The sequence below is a fragment of the Rhodopirellula halodulae genome (genome assembly GCF_020966775.1).
GTDB classification, from domain to species: Bacteria; Planctomycetota; Planctomycetia; order Pirellulales; family Pirellulaceae; genus Rhodopirellula; species Rhodopirellula halodulae.
The window spans coordinates 51,151-66,802 of the sequence record NZ_JAJKFV010000004.1 but is presented as its reverse complement, the minus strand read 5'-3'; the positions used below and the strand labels follow the sequence as shown (position 1 = coordinate 66,802).

Genomic DNA, 15,652 nt, shown 5'->3' with positions numbered 1-15,652 from the left:
GGTGCTGTCAAACGCTGTGCTTTCAGTATCGATCAATCGGCGATCGAGGAGCGGGGGTGTCAGCAACCAGACAAGTCGTTCCCGGCGCGTTCGCCTCGGGAACCATACCGCCTTTATGTTTGATCCGACGTGGATTCCGCCGCCTCCGCCCATGTTTTTCGTATCAATTGCAAGCGACGTTCAACCGCGCGCTTGCTCATCTCCAACTCTTTTGCGATTTCGTCTACCAAAAAACCGTCCATCCGCATCACCGCGATTTCTCGCAATTGCTCGTCCGGCAGGTCATCCAGCAGTTTCTCGCATGCTTCCGCCAATTCCAATCGCAAATCCGGCGGCGCGTGATCGGATTCGCCTCCTCCGGAGAACTGTTCCAGGCCCGCCCGTCCGGAGTCGCCGGACGCATCCAGGAACACCGACTCGCCCCGAACCTGACCGCCACCGCGTTTCTGTCGTGTTTGTCGACGCAGGTGCGCGTTGACTTTGCGACTGGTCAATGTGATCAGCAGTCCCCACAAATTATCGGGGCCCGACAAATCCGGAAACTTTTCGCGTTGAACCCCCGCGATGAAGCTGTGGAACGCGGACAGGGCAATGTCTTCTTCGTCGCCCGACCGCCGAAGGTTCTTTGGCAAACGCGTTCCGGCCAAGCGTACCAGCGGTTGAAAGTAACGTTCCCACAACACCGCCGTGGCATCGTTGTCGCCATCGCGGACCTTCACGAGCAGGTCGGCAAACTCTTCGAGAGTCAAATCATTCATTCGGGTGATTCTCCGACGATTGGAGGCAACACTTCAGCGGTGTACGACACGTCGCCCACTTTCCCCACCATGACGCTGCCCGCATCAAAGTGGCTTCGCCGGGCATATCCCATCGCCATCCCGACGCCGTTCTCGTTGACTTCGCCAACACTGGTGATTCGTCCCACTGGCTTGGCATCGGCCGCTGCGTCTTCAGCAAAAAGTTTGTCGTCGGCGGACGGTTTCGCGGATGGCGAAACGCCCTGCAATCGCCATCGCACCAGCTTCTTTTGGACTTGCCCAAGAGCGTCCAATCGAGCCACGGTTTCTTGCCCCAGATAGCAACCTTTGGTGAAGCTGATGGTTTGCTTTTCGCGATCGGCTTCTTGTGGCAAATGAGCGTCGGTTAAATCGACGCCGTACCAAGGGAACCCCGCGGCGATGCGATGTTGGTGGAACATGACTTCGTCGCCGACTGCGAATTCAGCCGCCTCTGCGCTCATTGCCGCAGCGATGGTGTCGACGTGATCTTCGGAATCACTCGGTAGCAAATACAGGGTACCCGCGGGGACCCAGGGCAATTGGTAAGCGTCCACACCGTCATCACACGTCATGGTCGGCTTGGTTGTTGGTTGCACTGAGTTGTCCGCACCGGAAAGCGAGGTGTCGCCGGATTCCAACATGACCCAAGCCGCAAAGTCGTCATCGCGAATCATCGGCGTTGCGTCTTCGCGGATGGTGTATCGGTCGGCATGCTCCGCGATCGCGGTTGATTGACGTTGACCATCCGTTTCACCCGAGATGCCGGGGGCACCAATCAACCGGAATCCGTTTTCTATCGCGAAAGCGAAGACATGCCCCAAGCACTTGCCTCGCACATTGGTGATGAAGGTTTCCACCCCGTCGCGTGTCTCACCTTCGGCGGTCAGAGACTTGATTTGGTTGGTGGTCAGATTGTGAAGAATGGCCGTCGCATCCTCCCCCACCAAATCCAACACGCACAACGAGGGCAAACGAATTAAATACGAGGTCAAAGCCATGCAAACGGGAAAGCAGAAAGAGAAGTCTGGCAACGATCGAAGGCCCCCATCTTACCGTGAACGGACCATATCCCGCTATTCGGCATGGGCGATGCCGATCGGTGTGGTTTCGTGACTGGGCCGAGCCGAATTCTCCATCGCCTTTTTGCGGGAGTAGCACGCAATGCCACTGCGGTTCGCCAACGCGGTTTGGGGCGGCGATGGAGTCTTCGAAAGCAACGATGATCGGACGGAATCAGTGGGTTAGCGGCGGGTTCCGCCACCATTTTCGCGTAGTTCTTCCGCGATGCTTCTGTTTGGAAACGGTTTGCCGAAATGCGTTTTGGCCCGGCATCTGCTTCGCCACCGTTCGGATTCCGTTTCCTTTTCAGAGGTGGCGGATTGTGTGACAATTTGGGCGGCTTCCCCTCGAACAGGGTGCCTCTCTCTTCAAACCTTCTCTCATTCTTTTCAGCGACAGGTGCGGTATGCGTTGGCGTGGTCGACGACAAAGTGACAATGTGGAAGATCGTCGGACCGCGGGGGGCGGAGCCGTGGTGGGTGGTGGCATCGGTGTGATTGTGATCGCCATCATCATTGGATTGCTCGGTGGCAACCCGCAGCAGTTCCTGCAACAGGCGGCTCAGCAACAGGGGCCGGCCGCCGGCGGCGGCGAAGTGCAATTGAGCCCTGAAGAAGTCGAAGCCGGCGAGTTCGTCAGCACGGTTTTCGCTGATACCGAAGAAGTTTGGACCGATCTGTTTGCCCAGGCCGGACGCGATTACAAAAAGCCCACGTTGGTCTTGTTCAAGGATCAAGTTCGCAGTGGTTGCGGATTAGCCAGCAGCGGCACGGGGCCGTTCTATTGCCCGGCTGATGAGAAGGTGTATCTCGACACTTCGTTCTTTGGACAATTGGCTCGCCAGCTCGGCGCGCCCGGTGATTTCGCACAGGCGTACGTGGTTGCTCACGAAGTCGGTCACCACGTTCAAAACCTGCTTGGCTACACGGATCAAATGGAACAGATTCGCCGCCAGGTTCCTGAGGTGGAGTACAACAAGTATTCAGTCAAGCTCGAACTGCAAGCTGACTTCTTTGCCGGAGTCATGTTGCACCATGCGGAAAAGAAATATCGCATCATTGAAGACGGCGATGTGCAAGAAGCGATGACCGCCGCGAAAGCCATCGGCGACGACACGTTGCAACGACGCAGCCGTGGTTACGTGCAGCCGGAAACGTTCAACCACGGCACCAGCGAACAACGTTTGCGTTGGTTCATGAAGGGGTTGCAAACAGGCGACCTGAACCAAGGCAACACGTTTGAAGCGGAAAGACTGTAGTCGCCGTTGGAGGCCGGTTGGTTTTGAACGTTGCCTGGAGGGAATGTCCAACTCAATCGCCGAGCGAGATCCCGCCACCCTGTGACTAACGCGGGACCGCGGAGCGATCCGCGACATTCTTAGCGGTCGCGGCGCGATCCGCCCGGTGTCGCTCACACCAATTCACGATCTGGTTCAATGCAAAGCCGCTAAGCCGCAGAGCCGCGGTGGATGCAGCCAGGCTGGCTGCACTACGGGTTGGGGCGGATTTGCGTGGTGGAACCGGAGCGAAGGCTCTTCGGCTGTGCGGTCTTTCGGGATGGAGGGTTTGCACAGTGAGCAGAGTTCTAGCGCTGGACCGCGGAGCGATCCGCGACAATCTTAGCGGCTGCGGCGCGAGCCGCCCGGTGTCACTCACACCCATTCACGATCTGTTTCAACGCAAAGCCGCTAAGTCGCGGAGCCGCGATGGATGCAGCCAGGCTGGCTGCTCTGCGGGGTGGGGCGGATTTGCGTGGTGGAACCGGAGCGAAGGCTCTTCGGCTGTGCGGTCTTTCGGGATGGAGGGTTTGCACAGTGAGCAGAGTTCTAGCGCAGGACCGCGGAGCGATCCGCGACATTCTTAGCGGCCGCGGCGCGAGCCGCCCGATGTCACGCACACCCATTCGCGATCTGGTTCAACGCAAAGTCGCTAAGTCGCAGAGCCGCGATGAATGCAGCCAGGCTGGCTGCACTACGGGTTGCTGCGAACGATTGGGACTTGGCTTCGGTGGTGCTAGGAGACCAAACCTTCGGTGACGCTCATGAAGACGTCTTCCAGGGTAGGATCGCGATCGTGGAAGGAACGCATTTGGACGCCTTGTGCGATGAGATGATTCAACAACGTTGCCAAACCCGCGTCATCGGTTTCTAGCTCGGCGATCACTCGATCCGGACGCATTTCAAGATCACGCAGTGCGGGACTGCTACGCAAGATCGAGATGCCTGCTTCCGCATTTTCGGTGAATGCAATTTCGACCGTGCGGTTGCGTCGGATCTGGCGATAAACCTGGTCGATTGGGCCGCTCATCAATAGCTGACCACGTTCGATGATCCCGATCGAAGTGCAGCAATCGGCAAGCTCCGTCAGGATGTGGCTGCTGATCAAAATGGTTTTCCCCATGCGACGAAGCTCCTTGAGCAACGCTTTGACTTCGACGCGAGCCCGTGGGTCGAGGCCGCTGGCGGGTTCATCGAGAATCAAGACCGGCGGGTCGTGCACCAACGTCTTTGCCAAGCACAAACGTTGTTTCATTCCGCGAGAGAGCCCGTTGACGAAGTCGTCGCGTTTGTGCCCGAGGTCGAGCAGCTCCAACACGTTGTCGATGATCGCTCCGCGTTGCGATCGAGCGATGCCATAGGCCACGGCGAAGAAGTCCAAGAACTCCCACACTCGCATGCCATCGTAAACACCGAAGTTGTCCGGCATGTATCCGATAGCACGACGCACGCCCATCGGGTCATTCATCACGTCACATCCCGCGACTTCACCACGGCCTCGGGTGGCGCGAAGCAGTGTTGCCAGGAAGCGGATGGTCGTGCTCTTGCCCGCACCGTTGGGGCCAATGAAGCCAAACGTTTCACCCGCATCGATTTGCAAGTCGATCGATTCCACCGCGGTGAAATCACCATAGTCTTTGCCAAAACCTTCCAGGGTGATCATGGAGTGTCCTTCTCAGTTGCGGGGTCGGCAGAGGTGTCTTCGGAGTCGGAGGTCGCGTCGTTCTGCTCAGGCGAAGCAGTCGTTTTGTTTTCCTTCACCTGTTTTGTCACGCGGCGGAAATCGTCGGCCAAATCCAGGTCGGGCTGCGGTTCGGGGATGTCGGGGTACGACAGGTGTGCCATCACAATGGTATCCGCTTGCGTTTGGCTGCAGGCCGGCGAGACGGTCAATCCACCCCATGCGGGACCATTGGCGTCATCGGCTTGATCCGGTGGCACCGCGGCCAATCGTGCCACCAAACGCGTGCTGCCGGTGGGAATTCGCCGGGAGGCCAGAATGCGCTGCATGCACTGGCGAGCTCCGTCGGGAATGTCACCGGACACGCGAATGGAATCGGCGTCTTGGAAGGAAAGTGCGGGGCTTTCTCCAGGAGCAATCGCGCCAACCACGGCGATCTCAAATCGGGAGGGTTCGCCCGCTCTGCGAATCACGAATGCATCCATCAAGTCCAGGTCCGAATCGTTTTGCAATCGAGTGCCATCGGCTGACAGCGACAACTGACCACCGACCGGCACCATCTGCTCGACGTGCACGGAGCCATACGAATTGCTACCAACGCTGATGCCCTCCAAACGCGGGCCTGCATCAAAACCAAGTTGCAGCTTTAGTTGTTCGTTGCCAAACATGCCCGCGTTTCTGGCGTCCGTTCGATTGGATGCCAGCATCGTGATAGCTGCATCCGGGCGATCAAATTGGACGGCGTAGTCGCTGGCCAACGAGTTGTAGAAAGCGATTGTCCGTGTCAAATGGCCTCGGTCGTATTGCGATGGAACTTCCAAAAAAGCAAGTTCGTTGCGGCTGCGGGCGAAGCCCATGTCGAGCTGAGCGGCCCGCGCCACCATGAACGCTCCGACGAGCGCGATCGGTACCATTGCCAACCAAGCCCACTCCAGTCGCCCCATCCAACGAAAGACGAGGTAGTTCAGCGGGATCAAGACAACCAGATAGATTGCCAGACTGCGGACGACGAGCGAGGAGTCGGGAATGGTCACCCCAATTCGGTCTTGCAATGACGAGCGAAAGGAACGCATCAGTGGGCTGTCGTCTTTCCAGCCCCCCACTCCACTAACAGGATGCTGCAGCACTTCTGCATCAATCCGGAGGTGATAGTCTTTCGGGTCCAAGTCGCTGTTTTGCTGAGCGGCCGTTTCCTGAGCGGCCAAGTTGCTCTTGGTTTGATCGTAACCGAGTTGCATGTCTCGCGCGAACAAGCGAAATGCCGAATTGATTGCGGGCGGAATGTCTTCGGATTGCATGCCCACCATGGTCTGTTCAATGCTGGGACGATTGGCGAGCGCCGCGATTTCACGGTCGGTGAGGTCTCGATTGTTCTGTGCTTGAAGATCGTAGAACGCGGCGTTGTCGGCGTAGTTGGTCTTCTTTCGTTTCCGCGGTGGGCGTGCCAAGATGGCGGAATTGAAGAAGCTGTGATAGGACTTCCAAGCCGTCATCCATTCGGTCATCAGATCCACGCGGCTTTGAACGATTCGTCCACGACCGATGCGTCGCTGATACACCATGTCGCCCGCACCAAGTGCTTCGGCGTCGGGGTGAGGCTGCCCGGCAACCACCACGGTGCTGCTGTTTTCGCGAAGCCGGGCTGCGATGGCGGGGATTGATTCGTCCGTGCGAACGCGGTGTGATTCCAAAAACGCGATGGCGTCGTCGCTGCTGACTTCTTGGTTGCCATCCGCTTCAATGGGAAGCAACTTTCGTAGAGAAGCGTCTTCGATCGCATCCGCGGCGATCGGTCCGTTGACGATCAACGTCCCGCCAAAATGAATCCAATCTGTCAGGGCGACTCGCTGGCCGGGCGTCAGGGCGGAGGAAGTCAAATCATCCCAGAACAAGACTGACGTGGAGGTCCAGTCCAACATGGTTTCAGAAAGTGGCAGCACACCCTGAGTCGGCGGAATCACGACGCGGTAGTTTTCACGCGCGCGATAGAACTGATCGACCGAGCGGTGAGGTTCGACCCAGTCCGCGGTTTGCAGCAACGTGAACTTTTCCGAACGCTCAGTCAGGATGACAAAGAAGAACGTCTGCGACGGCAGGGCGGCGAAGGTGGAAGGACGCAGCGGTGTTGGCGATCCGGTGCGAGAAGAAACGTAGTCACCGTCGAAGCCGACCGATTGCAACGTTCGCCCGCCTGCTTCCGGGGCGAGAGCACGCGTGTCCAAGACGCGACGTTGACCGCGTGGCAACACGGCGGGGCGTCGCACGCGAAAAGGTTTGCCAACGGTTTTCGCCGCGGCGTCTTCGAGTTTTTGCTGGGTGTCCTCGGTGTCGTCCTCCGACGCGAAGAGCCTTTTTGAAAGGGGGACTTTCGTTTCGGTTTGAATGACACCTCGCTCGTCATCATGGTTGCTGCGCAAAGCGATGCTGGCTGAAAACCAATGCCCGGGCTTGATGGCTCCATCGGCCGTGCCCTTGGTGCCCGCGTCCGGTCGTGTCGCCGGAAACGCCTTGGCCGAATCGATAGTCAGCGGCGGCAGCTTGGTTTGTTCTTCCGTGGGCTCGTCTGGGCCGTCGTCCGAGGGTCGGCATCCATCGCAACCCACCACCAATGGGATCAGCAGCAACCACGCGAGCCAGTTTCTAGGCCGAGAAGTGGAGGCAGCGATCATGGAGGGGCTCATTCGCGAGGCAACGGATGGGAAAGGACTCGGCGAACGAGTCCACTACCAGCCCATTACCATATTGGATTCGATCGCGATGCGGGCCTGTTCCAGGTCGCAACCGGTCTCCATTCGGTACAAACGGATGGCATTGACCTTGTCGCCCGCTGATTTGCTGAGGCAATCGCGGGCGGTGGTGCAGGGATCCAGTGTGCGTTCGGTCAGTCCCAATGCACCCTTGCTGATCACCCAGGAATCTCGCGGGCGTTTTGTCATTCGAAGCACGTCGTCTTCCGGGTAGGCATCGTCGACCACGTCGCGAGCCGCTTCTTCGTTCTCCGCCCAAGTGATGATGATGTGCGCGTCGGTTTCAATTTCAAACAAAGGCATGGTGGATCGATCGTTTGGAGGAAGCGGGCCGTGACGCAGCATGCGATTGCTGTCACTTCATCCTAGTCCACCAAGTCGATCGGCTGTAGGTCTTCCGCGATGGGATTCCGGTGCCTGCTGCCGGAGTGGTCGGATCGTAGGGACGGTGTGGATCCATGCGTCGCGAAACGCGATCTCGTGAGCTGCGGGCCGCGATGGCGAGTGACGCCGATGGCGATCCGCCTTGATCGTTTTTCGATGATCATTTTGATGCGTCGGTGAACTCGCGGAGTTAAATTGGGCCGCGAAGAGTTCGTTCAAAACCGCTTTGCTATGCCTTCGATTGCCAGGAATCTTTTGTGACAAGTTTGAACCCGCTCGGTCCGAGTCGTTGCGTTGTCAAAGGAGCTGCATTGTTCTTCCGATTCACGGTCCTTGGCGTCTGGCTTGTCTCGATGGGCACCGTCCACGCCGGTCCACCCTCCGAAAGCAACTCTGGGTCGGCGGGTGATGGTCATCTCTTCGTCGAATTGTTCGATGGCAAGAGCTTCGATGGTTGGCAGCACGGCGGTAACTGGCGAATCGAGCAGGGGGCGTTCTATCGGGCGTCCGGCGGCGGGCCGCTGACTTACAAACGCGATGTTGTGCCGGATGACTTCGAGCTTCGTTTTGAATGGAAAGTGTCGGAGGGTTGCAACAGTGGCGTCTACTACCGGCCCGGCCAAGTCGAGTATCAGGTGTTGGACAATGTGGGCAGTCCCTACGGTGAGAACCCTCGCCAAGCTGCCGCGTCGTTATTCTTCTGCATGGCCCCGTCCAAAGACGCAACGCGGCCTGTGGGGCAATGGAACTCCGCTCGGGTTCTGTGCAAGGGAACCGTGATCCAACATTGGCTGAATGGGCAGAAGGTGTTGGACTTTGATTACACCGATCCCAAGTGGGCCGACATGGTGGAACTGCTGACGATCCGTGGCGGCGATTTGACCGGTCGCGGAGGTGAGCTTTGGTTGCAGGACCACGGGCAACCGGTTTGGTATCGAAGTTTGAGTTGGCGGGTGATCCCTGGCGATGAGATCCTCGAGGCATCCGGTGATTTTGAGCCGATGCCGATTCCACCTGCGGCTTTGGCGAAAGAGCGGCAACGGGTGGAGGCGATGCTGCGGCAAAAACGGTCGCAGTAGAAAGCCATTGGGATTTGCTTGGGCCGGTTTTTGGTGCGGTCGCTGAGGTGTGTTGTGGGAAGTTTTGCGCGGTCGAAAGTCTTACGACATTCGCTACGTGGTGATTGGCGTGTGTTGATGGGGCTGGGTGTGGTGCCCCGGTTCGCGATGAGGTGGGTGAGGCACTGTGTGGGAGGCGCGGTCGAAAGTCTTGACGACTTTCGCTACGGGTGGCCTTGGTCCGCGAGGTGCGGGCAGAAGAGCGTGCGGCCAGCTCCCGGGAAGGAAGCGGCCAGCACGGCAAATGGGCGATGAGGGACTCGAACCCCCGACATTCTCGGTGTAAACGAGACGCTCTAGCCAACTGAGCTAATCGCCCATGCGGGAAAGCGATTCCCGATGAGGCCTCGGTTCGTTTGGGCCGAGGCGTTTTGACTTGTGGCTGACGCTGCGAAGCGAGCGATCAGCGGGACAGCATGCGAGTGCGTTTGTTGCGGCGTTCGGCACGCAGGCGGGCGCGACGATTGGTTTCACTGGGCTTTTCGTAGAACTCGCGGCGACGCATTTCTTTCTTGATACCGCTTCGCTCCACCAACTTTCTGAATCGGCGAACTGCCTCCTGAATCGTTTCCCGATCACGCACCAATAACTTTACCATTGCCGCTCCGTAAACCCTTTCAATTCAATCGTTTGCATGGTCCAAATCCTCCAAGTCGAGGAATGAAATAATCGCATCCGGGCGCAGCAATTCGCCGCCCCGTCACGGTGAAGGCCGCGAATCATAACGACCTGACCCCGCCCCCCACAACCGAAGAAACAGAAATCAAGACCGTTTTTATGCCGAAAAATGCGGCCTACAGCAGATTTCGGCGAGCGGCGTCACATTGGGCAATCTTGTCCCGCAAACCAACTTGTTCGAGCGAACGGACTCACCGCGACGTGCATGCCTCAAAGGACCTTATGTCGGTCGTTCAGGCGGCGGAACGAGAGAGATTTTCCATCGGAACGGTTTCGCAGCGAACGCCGTCGACTCCGTAGTAGACCAGTGTTTGTGTTTTGAGATCCGCAATCGCGGTCAGCTTGACGCTTCGAGGCCCGTGCAGGCAAAAGTACAGCCCGCAGGTGGCTCCGCGTCGCACCACTTCGCGCTGTGTCAGCGGGAATTGGTGGGGTTCCAAGTGGCCCAGTTCACACAACTTGTCTTCGACTTGGCGACGCAGCAGCGGCAAATCGATCGTTTCGAGGGAATACCCGATCATCAACATCCTTTCGTTCCGCGTTCTGCCCGTTGCGATGGTGCCGCGTCTGTTCGACGAGACGTCTCCACCGAGTGAAGCCATCAGTGACTGCGTGCAACGGACGCCGACGGTATCGACGCGCCAGCGGTGAAATCTTGGAGTCGATTTGGCTCAGGTCCGGTCGTGCGGACAACCGGATTGAAATTCATTCCCATTGCGCCCGTTGTGGTTGACCTGCGCGATTGTGCGGGGGGATTCGCTCCGGTCGGTCAGACGGTTTGCCCGATCTGTGGTTCGAGTTGGTCTGGGAAATCGATGGATTTCGAATGTTTTGAAAAGACGAATGGCGGGCGTTTTGGGCGGTGGAGTTGTTGGGCAGCTCCCCGGCATTGGTTGGTTCTTCGTCTGCGGTTCGGGCCGGACTGGAAGGGGAGTTTGATGGTTCAGGCGGGCTGTTTGCGTGGCACAACGCGGTGGAAATGCAGGTGGACTTCGCGATCGACGACCCGGCGCACACCTTCGACCAAACATGCTGGTTCGTTTTCGGATTCGCCCTGAGCAATGATCTTTTCGAGCGGAGTTCCAGGAACCACGGAAAAGGTTCTTTGGTTGATGGTTTGGTTGCCCGCGTCCAATTCTGGAATGATGAAGTGGCAGGTTGCTCCAAACGTCAGCATGCGAACGTTGTGTGCATCGTGGTAAGGACGGAATCCGGGAAAGCCCGGCAACAACCCGTGGTGCAGATTGATGATGCGACCACCCGCGAATTGCCAGCACGCATCGGCGGGCAAAATCCTCATGTACCGAGCGAGGATGAGATAATCGATGTCGTAGTCGTCAAGCGTCTTCAGAAGAGCCGCGTTATCCACCGCGCCCGTTCCATCGCCGATCATCTGGTAATCGCAGTCGAATTCCTCGGCCAGAAAGCTCAGCTTTTTCCGGTTGGAAATGATGACGGGGACTTCCGCTGCGATCTGACCGGAGGCTACCGCTTCCAGAACCGCTCGCGGAGTGTGCTCCACATACGTGCAGGCCACCGCCAAACGAGGTCGCTTGGCCCTCGCGTCGGGACTCCAGGCACGGATCGACAAACCCGTGTGCTCGCCAATTTGACGCATTTCATCCTGCAACTGCGTCAGCAACGTCATCGGCTCTGAACCAGCATCGAGCTGAATTCGGCACAACATCGCGAACAATTCTTCCTCATCGTGGTCATACATCTGGATTTCGGAAATCCGAGCCCCGCGAGCGGTGACATGATGAATGATTGGATCGGCCAAACCCGAATGATCCGGGCCCAAGGCGGTGATGACGACTTCCATGTGGAGGCTTTTGCGAGGAAACTATTGCCCGACGAATTCGCAAATTATCACATTCGACCCGCTCATGCCCACCGCATCCAAGCTGCCCGTCGCCACACCGCCTTCCGTCACCGGACGCCGCCGCGCGGATTACCCCGCCGACGCGAATTTGTGTGAGTACTGCACGGCGAAATGTTGTCACTACTTCGCCTTGCCGATCGACGAACCCGTTTCGCGAAAGGATTTTGACTTCATTCGGTGGTACTTGCTGCACGATCGAGCCACCGTGTTTGTCGACGAAGACACCTGGTACCTGCTGGTCCATACGACTTGCAAGCATCTGCAGGACGACAACCGATGTGGGATCTACGAGACGCGGCCGCAAATCTGTCGCGAATACACGACCAAAGAATGTGAATTCGAAGACGACTGGTGCTACGAGAAATACTTCGAAACGCCGGAGCAGATTGACGAGTACGCGGACGCTTTGTTCGGTCCACAGTTTCCGCAAGGTGCCGACCGCGACATCGATTCCATCCGCAGTCGCAGACCCAGCGGTCTGCCGGTCGTCGCGTCGTAATTGCGGTCGTCAACGCCGCATCGAATCATCATGCACTCACGACTGCATCGCGGGTTGATTGTCCCGCCAATTCGCGTCGTTAGAGTTCGCTTTTCCCGTTTCCATTGATCTAACTACCACTCCACTTCATCCATGATTCAACCTCGCACGCTGAAGGGATTCCGCGACTACTTGCCCGCCGCCATGATCCCGCGGGAACAATTGATGCAGACCGCTCGCGAAGTCTTTCGCAGTTTCGGGTTTGCTCCGATCGACACGCCCACGTTGGAACACCTGGAAATCCTCACTGGCAAAGGCAGCGAGGAAACGGATCGTCAGCTTTACCAATTCGAAGACAACGGCGGGCGTCCTGTCGGGATGCGATTTGACCTGACCGTGCCACTGGCTCGGTTCGCCGCGCAGCACATCGGGACATTGGGAACGCCGTTCAAGCGTTACCACATCGCTCCGGTTTGGCGAGGCGAGAAGCCGCAGGAGGGTCGCTATCGCGAATTTGTGCAGTGTGACTTTGACACGATCGGAACGACGTCGGAGCTGGCTGACATCGAAGCGGTTTGCGTGATTGATGCGTTGTTGCGAGCGATTGGAATCGACGCGTTCACGATCAGCATCAACAACCGCGCCATTTTGACGGGCTTGTTGGAATCGTTGGGGCTGGCGGACAAGACGACGCCGGTGCTCCGCAGCCTGGACAAACTCGGGAAAATTGGCCGCGAAAAAACGGCAGCCGAGATGGTGGAAGCGGCGGGGGTCACGCCAGAGCAAGCGGATTCCGTTTTGCGGTTGGCGGAGTGTGACGGTGAAGCGGAGTCGATCCTGGCGGCCCTGCCCGAGATCACGGGCGGCAACGAAACCGCCGCGGTGGGCATTGAACGTTTGACGCAGATTTATCGAGGTGCTTTGGCGTCGGGCGTCCGTCCAGATCGGCTGAAGATCGATGTCTCGATCGCGCGTGGTTTGGATTACTACACCGGAGTGATTTTCGAAACGACGCTGGATGAATTGCCGGGGATCGGCAGTGTTTGCAGCGGTGGCCGCTACGACAATCTTGCTGGGCTATACACGAAGCAACATCTGCCCGGTATCGGCGCTTCATTGGGGCTGGATCGATTGCTGGCGGCATTGGAGAGTCTTGGCCGGTTGTCAGGAGTCAGCAAGCCTTGTGCGGTCTTCATTCCGTTCTTTGACAAGGCTCATCGCGACGACTACCTCCAACTTGCATCGCAAATTCGTGCCGCTGGAATTGGAGTCGAGGTTTATCCCGAGCCGAAAAAGCTGGGCCAGCAATTGAAGTATGCCGATTCGCAAGGTTTCGCGACGGCCATCATCGCAGGTGGTAACGAATGGGAAGCTGGAACCGTGCAAGTCAAAACGCTGGCGACCAAGGAATCGCAAGACGTGGCTTACCAACACAAGGCACCGGAAGCATTGATCGAGCTGCTTAAAAACGCCGTTTGATCTGGTCCACGTCGGTCCGGTTCAACGGACGAAGTCAGTAGGTCCGGTTCCACCGGACGAATTGAGTTCGATGTCCAGTGGAACCGGACCTACGATGGATCATGTTGGTGGTTGGGTTTACTCGGGTGGTGTGTCGATCAGGGGATCGAAGCGTCGCCAACAACGGACCAGCGTCCAACCCGCCAATCCCGCGTCACCCCAGGCAGTAGGTCCGGTGGAACCGGACCTACGAGAAACTCATGTTGGGGTCGGGTTTACTCGGGTGGCGTGTCGAGCAAGGGATCGAAGCGTCGCCAACAACGGACCAGCGTCCAACCGGCCAATCCCGCGACACCCCAGACGGCCGTCAAACTGCCGGTGAAGGCGACTGGGCCGACCATCTTTGGCGGGAGCACTCGTTCGCAAAGCATCGCAAACGTGACCAAGGCCATGGGTGCAATCGCCAGCATCATGCCTTTCCAAAGAAACGTCACTTTGGCCCGGATGACCATCGCAATTCCCTGGGCATGCACATGATGCGGGAAGGCGAGAAATAGGGCGTTCTCGATAGCAAACGTTGCCACGGCGAGCGATGGCAATGCGAGGAACAACCAAAGCGTTTGCCAGCCTGGCGGAGATGCAATGAGGGTTCCCAGTCCCAGAGTGGTCCATTGAAAAAGGATGGTGATCGCGACGGGGACACTGAGCATGCCAACGCACATGGCGACGTCGCCCAGCGGCAACGAACGCACCAAGAACATTCGTTTGAGGTCGCGGCGAAAGTCGATCTGAAGTGCGGGTGGCGCCAGCAGCAGAGAGCTGAGCGCGATGCCGCCAATCACGAACACCCACTGTTTCGTGCTTTGATCTGTCAACAAAGGCGACAGCGACAAAGCCATTGGAATCGCGAAACTGACGACCACGTTGGCGGCGTAGCGTCGAACGCACTGCAGTTGTCGAACGACCAAACCGGACATGCCTTGATAGGAATCGGGAAGCAAGCGAGCCAGCCAGTCACCGAAGCGTTGAATCCGCGTGGGCGACATGGCTTTGTGGCGCATGCCATCGCGAAATGCGTCATCAGACGTTCGCCGTTGTTGCAGCACCTTCAAACGACGTTGTTCGTAAGCGAGTTGGCGATCAGACGACCATCGATCCGCCCACACCAAGCACTCCGCGAGTCCCGCGATGACGGCGACGGCAAAGATTGCAAGGAGGCCTTGAACCAACCAAACCGGGATCGTCGCAATGAGTTGATGGATGCCAGGGATGGCGAGGTCGCTGGTGATGGCTTCTCCTGATGCCAGCGAGGCAGCGGGCAGCAAGGCGAACGCCATGGATTGGATTGCCGTCGATCCGGCGTAGTGCCCAATTTCAGACATGCCGGACAAGACATATTGCAACGGATCGCTTCCCGGCGGGGTGGATTGCCATGTTTGGATGCCAAGTTGCATCAGTATCGCCAATCCGACCAGCAGGCTGGTTGCTCGAGCGTAACGGCGCACGTTTGGCGACAAGGCGGCAATCAGGTGCGAGATCAAACGCCGCAGCAATTCCAAGGCGACGAGTGCCAAGCAAACTCCAAGCAGCAACGAAACAAGGGACACCGCGTCTCGCCAAAGCACGACTCCGAGCAGGACCGTTTTGGCCATCGAAGACGGAATCGCCGAGGTGGCTTCGCGCAGGACCAGTGTTCTTCGAGCGATCGGTCCCCCGCCCAACCACAAGCGGTCTGGTTCGGTCAATGTGACCAGATCCATGTCCGTGTTGGTTTGGGACCAAAGCTGTTTCACCGCGTGATAGAGCGCGTACAGGATCATTCCGCCGGACAGCCACAAACGCAGTTGTTCCGGATCGTTGGCTTCGCGCCGCGAAAGCAGCGTGATTCCCGCCAGGAGGTACAAGCCGACAAACGTGACTGACAGAACGGAAGCGATGGCTTGCCGCGGTGAGAACAAACGGTTCCAAAATCGCGTGATCCGAAATCGAACCTGCGTTCGTGCGAGGAACTTCAGGCCATCCAGCGAGCGATCCGGATCAAACCAATCGGTCGTGGCGCGATCCGGTGTTGGAAAGTTTGACGGTGCGGTGCTGGAGAACGACGAACTCATG

13 protein-coding genes and 1 tRNA gene are annotated in these 15,652 nt (G+C 58.0%); 4 read left to right on the top strand and 10 right to left on the bottom strand.

The genetic code is table 11. From position 1 onward, the window contains the following. Positions 1–113: 113 nt before the first annotated feature. Positions 114–758: an ECF-type sigma factor gene (locus LOC70_RS04165; protein ID WP_230252042.1), complete on the bottom strand. Its 645-nt coding sequence runs from the start codon at positions 756–758 to the stop codon at positions 114–116. Next, positions 755–1,777 carry a CAF17-like 4Fe-4S cluster assembly/insertion protein YgfZ gene (gene ygfZ / locus LOC70_RS04160; protein ID WP_230252041.1) on the bottom strand — a complete coding sequence of 341 codons (1,023 nt, stop codon included), beginning with the start codon at positions 1,775–1,777 and terminating at the stop codon, positions 755–757. Before ygfZ ends, LOC70_RS04165 begins: the two co-directional genes overlap by 4 nt. 467 nt (positions 1,778–2,244) lie before the next feature. Here ygfZ and ypfJ point away from each other — a divergent pair, with 467 nt between their 5' ends. After that, a complete protein-coding gene (gene ypfJ, locus LOC70_RS04155) occupies positions 2,245–3,096 on the top strand; it encodes a KPN_02809 family neutral zinc metallopeptidase (RefSeq protein ID WP_230252040.1) in 852 nt (283 codons plus the stop codon). A 754-nt stretch (positions 3,097–3,850) separates the two neighbouring features. On the opposite strand, the gene LOC70_RS04150 is transcribed toward ypfJ, so the two are convergent. From LOC70_RS04150 to LOC70_RS04140, 3 genes are read right to left on the bottom strand one after another with little or no spacing between them, the layout of a single operon-like run. After that, the gene (locus LOC70_RS04150) at positions 3,851–4,777 is read right to left on the bottom strand and encodes an ABC transporter ATP-binding protein (RefSeq protein ID WP_230252038.1); all 927 of its coding nucleotides are present in this window, start codon (positions 4,775–4,777) and stop codon (positions 3,851–3,853) included. Further along, positions 4,774–7,464 (bottom strand): hypothetical protein, encoded by a 2,691-nt coding sequence (locus LOC70_RS04145; protein WP_230252036.1) that lies wholly within the window; start codon positions 7,462–7,464, stop codon positions 4,774–4,776. Before LOC70_RS04145 ends, LOC70_RS04150 begins: the two co-directional genes overlap by 4 nt. A 54-nt stretch (positions 7,465–7,518) precedes the next feature. Further along, complete coding sequence (locus LOC70_RS04140) at positions 7,519–7,845, bottom strand: DUF6793 family protein (RefSeq protein WP_230252034.1); 327 nt, start codon at positions 7,843–7,845, stop codon at positions 7,519–7,521. 434 nt (positions 7,846–8,279) lie between these two features. Here LOC70_RS04140 and LOC70_RS04135 point away from each other — a divergent pair, with 434 nt between their 5' ends. Beyond that, positions 8,280–9,005 (top strand): 3-keto-disaccharide hydrolase, encoded by a 726-nt coding sequence (locus tag LOC70_RS04135; protein WP_230252032.1) that lies wholly within the window; start codon positions 8,280–8,282, stop codon positions 9,003–9,005. Positions 9,006–9,289: 284 nt separating this feature from the next. Here LOC70_RS04135 and LOC70_RS04130 read toward each other — a convergent pair. The 4 genes from LOC70_RS04130 to LOC70_RS04115 all read right to left on the bottom strand — a co-directional run bounded on the left by LOC70_RS04130 (position 9,290) and on the right by LOC70_RS04115 (position 11,544). Next, positions 9,290–9,363, bottom strand: a tRNA-Val gene (locus LOC70_RS04130). An 84-nt stretch (positions 9,364–9,447) separates the two neighbouring features. Continuing rightward, entirely contained in the window at positions 9,448–9,642 is a 195-nt protein-coding gene (gene rpsU, locus LOC70_RS04125) for a 30S ribosomal protein S21 (protein ID WP_007338941.1), read from the bottom strand. A 313-nt stretch (positions 9,643–9,955) separates the two neighbouring features. Further along, complete coding sequence (locus tag LOC70_RS04120) at positions 9,956–10,243, bottom strand: hypothetical protein (RefSeq protein WP_230252030.1); 288 nt, start codon at positions 10,241–10,243, stop codon at positions 9,956–9,958. Positions 10,244–10,665: 422 nt separating this feature from the next. Next, positions 10,666–11,544: a formyltransferase family protein gene (locus tag LOC70_RS04115; RefSeq protein ID WP_230252029.1), complete on the bottom strand. Its 879-nt coding sequence runs from the start codon at positions 11,542–11,544 to the stop codon at positions 10,666–10,668. Positions 11,545–11,608: 64 nt separating this feature from the next. On the opposite strand from LOC70_RS04115, the gene LOC70_RS04110 reads away from it, so the two are divergent. Beyond that, positions 11,609–12,103 carry a YkgJ family cysteine cluster protein gene (locus LOC70_RS04110; protein ID WP_230252028.1) on the top strand — a complete coding sequence of 165 codons (495 nt, stop codon included), beginning with the start codon at positions 11,609–11,611 and terminating at the stop codon, positions 12,101–12,103. Positions 12,104–12,235: 132 nt separating this feature from the next. Continuing rightward, a complete protein-coding gene (gene hisS, locus LOC70_RS04105; protein ID WP_230252027.1) occupies positions 12,236–13,561 on the top strand; it encodes a histidine--tRNA ligase in 1,326 nt (441 codons plus the stop codon). Between the two features lie 254 nt (positions 13,562–13,815). Here the strand turns inward: hisS and LOC70_RS04100 are convergent, their stop codons facing one another. Continuing rightward, complete coding sequence (locus LOC70_RS04100) at positions 13,816–15,651, bottom strand: hypothetical protein (RefSeq protein ID WP_230252026.1); 1,836 nt, start codon at positions 15,649–15,651, stop codon at positions 13,816–13,818. Position 15,652 lies beyond the last annotated feature (1 nt).

Excerpts from the sequence above, each read along its gene's own strand:
- LOC70_RS04140 (WP_230252034.1), bottom strand. The coding sequence starts at position 7,845 with ATGCCTTTGTTTGAAATTGAAACCGACGCGCACATCATCATCACTTGG.
- LOC70_RS04135 (WP_230252032.1), top strand. The coding sequence starts at position 8,280 with ATGGGCACCGTCCACGCCGGTCCACCCTCCGAAAGCAACTCTGGGTCG.
- LOC70_RS04150 (WP_230252038.1), bottom strand. The coding sequence starts at position 4,777 with ATGATCACCCTGGAAGGTTTTGGCAAAGACTATGGTGATTTCACCGCG.
- LOC70_RS04120 (WP_230252030.1), bottom strand. The coding sequence starts at position 10,243 with ATGATCGGGTATTCCCTCGAAACGATCGATTTGCCGCTGCTGCGTCGC.
- ypfJ (WP_230252040.1), top strand. The coding sequence starts at position 2,245 with ATGCGTTGGCGTGGTCGACGACAAAGTGACAATGTGGAAGATCGTCGG.
- LOC70_RS04145 (WP_230252036.1), bottom strand. The coding sequence starts at position 7,464 with ATGATCGCTGCCTCCACTTCTCGGCCTAGAAACTGGCTCGCGTGGTTG.
- LOC70_RS04165 (WP_230252042.1), bottom strand. The coding sequence starts at position 758 with ATGAATGATTTGACTCTCGAAGAGTTTGCCGACCTGCTCGTGAAGGTC.
- ygfZ (WP_230252041.1), bottom strand. The coding sequence starts at position 1,777 with ATGGCTTTGACCTCGTATTTAATTCGTTTGCCCTCGTTGTGCGTGTTG.
- rpsU (WP_007338941.1), bottom strand. The coding sequence starts at position 9,642 with ATGGTAAAGTTATTGGTGCGTGATCGGGAAACGATTCAGGAGGCAGTT.
- hisS (WP_230252027.1), top strand. The coding sequence starts at position 12,236 with ATGATTCAACCTCGCACGCTGAAGGGATTCCGCGACTACTTGCCCGCC.
- LOC70_RS04115 (WP_230252029.1), bottom strand. The coding sequence starts at position 11,544 with ATGGAAGTCGTCATCACCGCCTTGGGCCCGGATCATTCGGGTTTGGCC.
- LOC70_RS04110 (WP_230252028.1), top strand. The coding sequence starts at position 11,609 with ATGCCCACCGCATCCAAGCTGCCCGTCGCCACACCGCCTTCCGTCACC.
- LOC70_RS04100 (WP_230252026.1), bottom strand. The coding sequence starts at position 15,651 with ATGAGTTCGTCGTTCTCCAGCACCGCACCGTCAAACTTTCCAACACCG.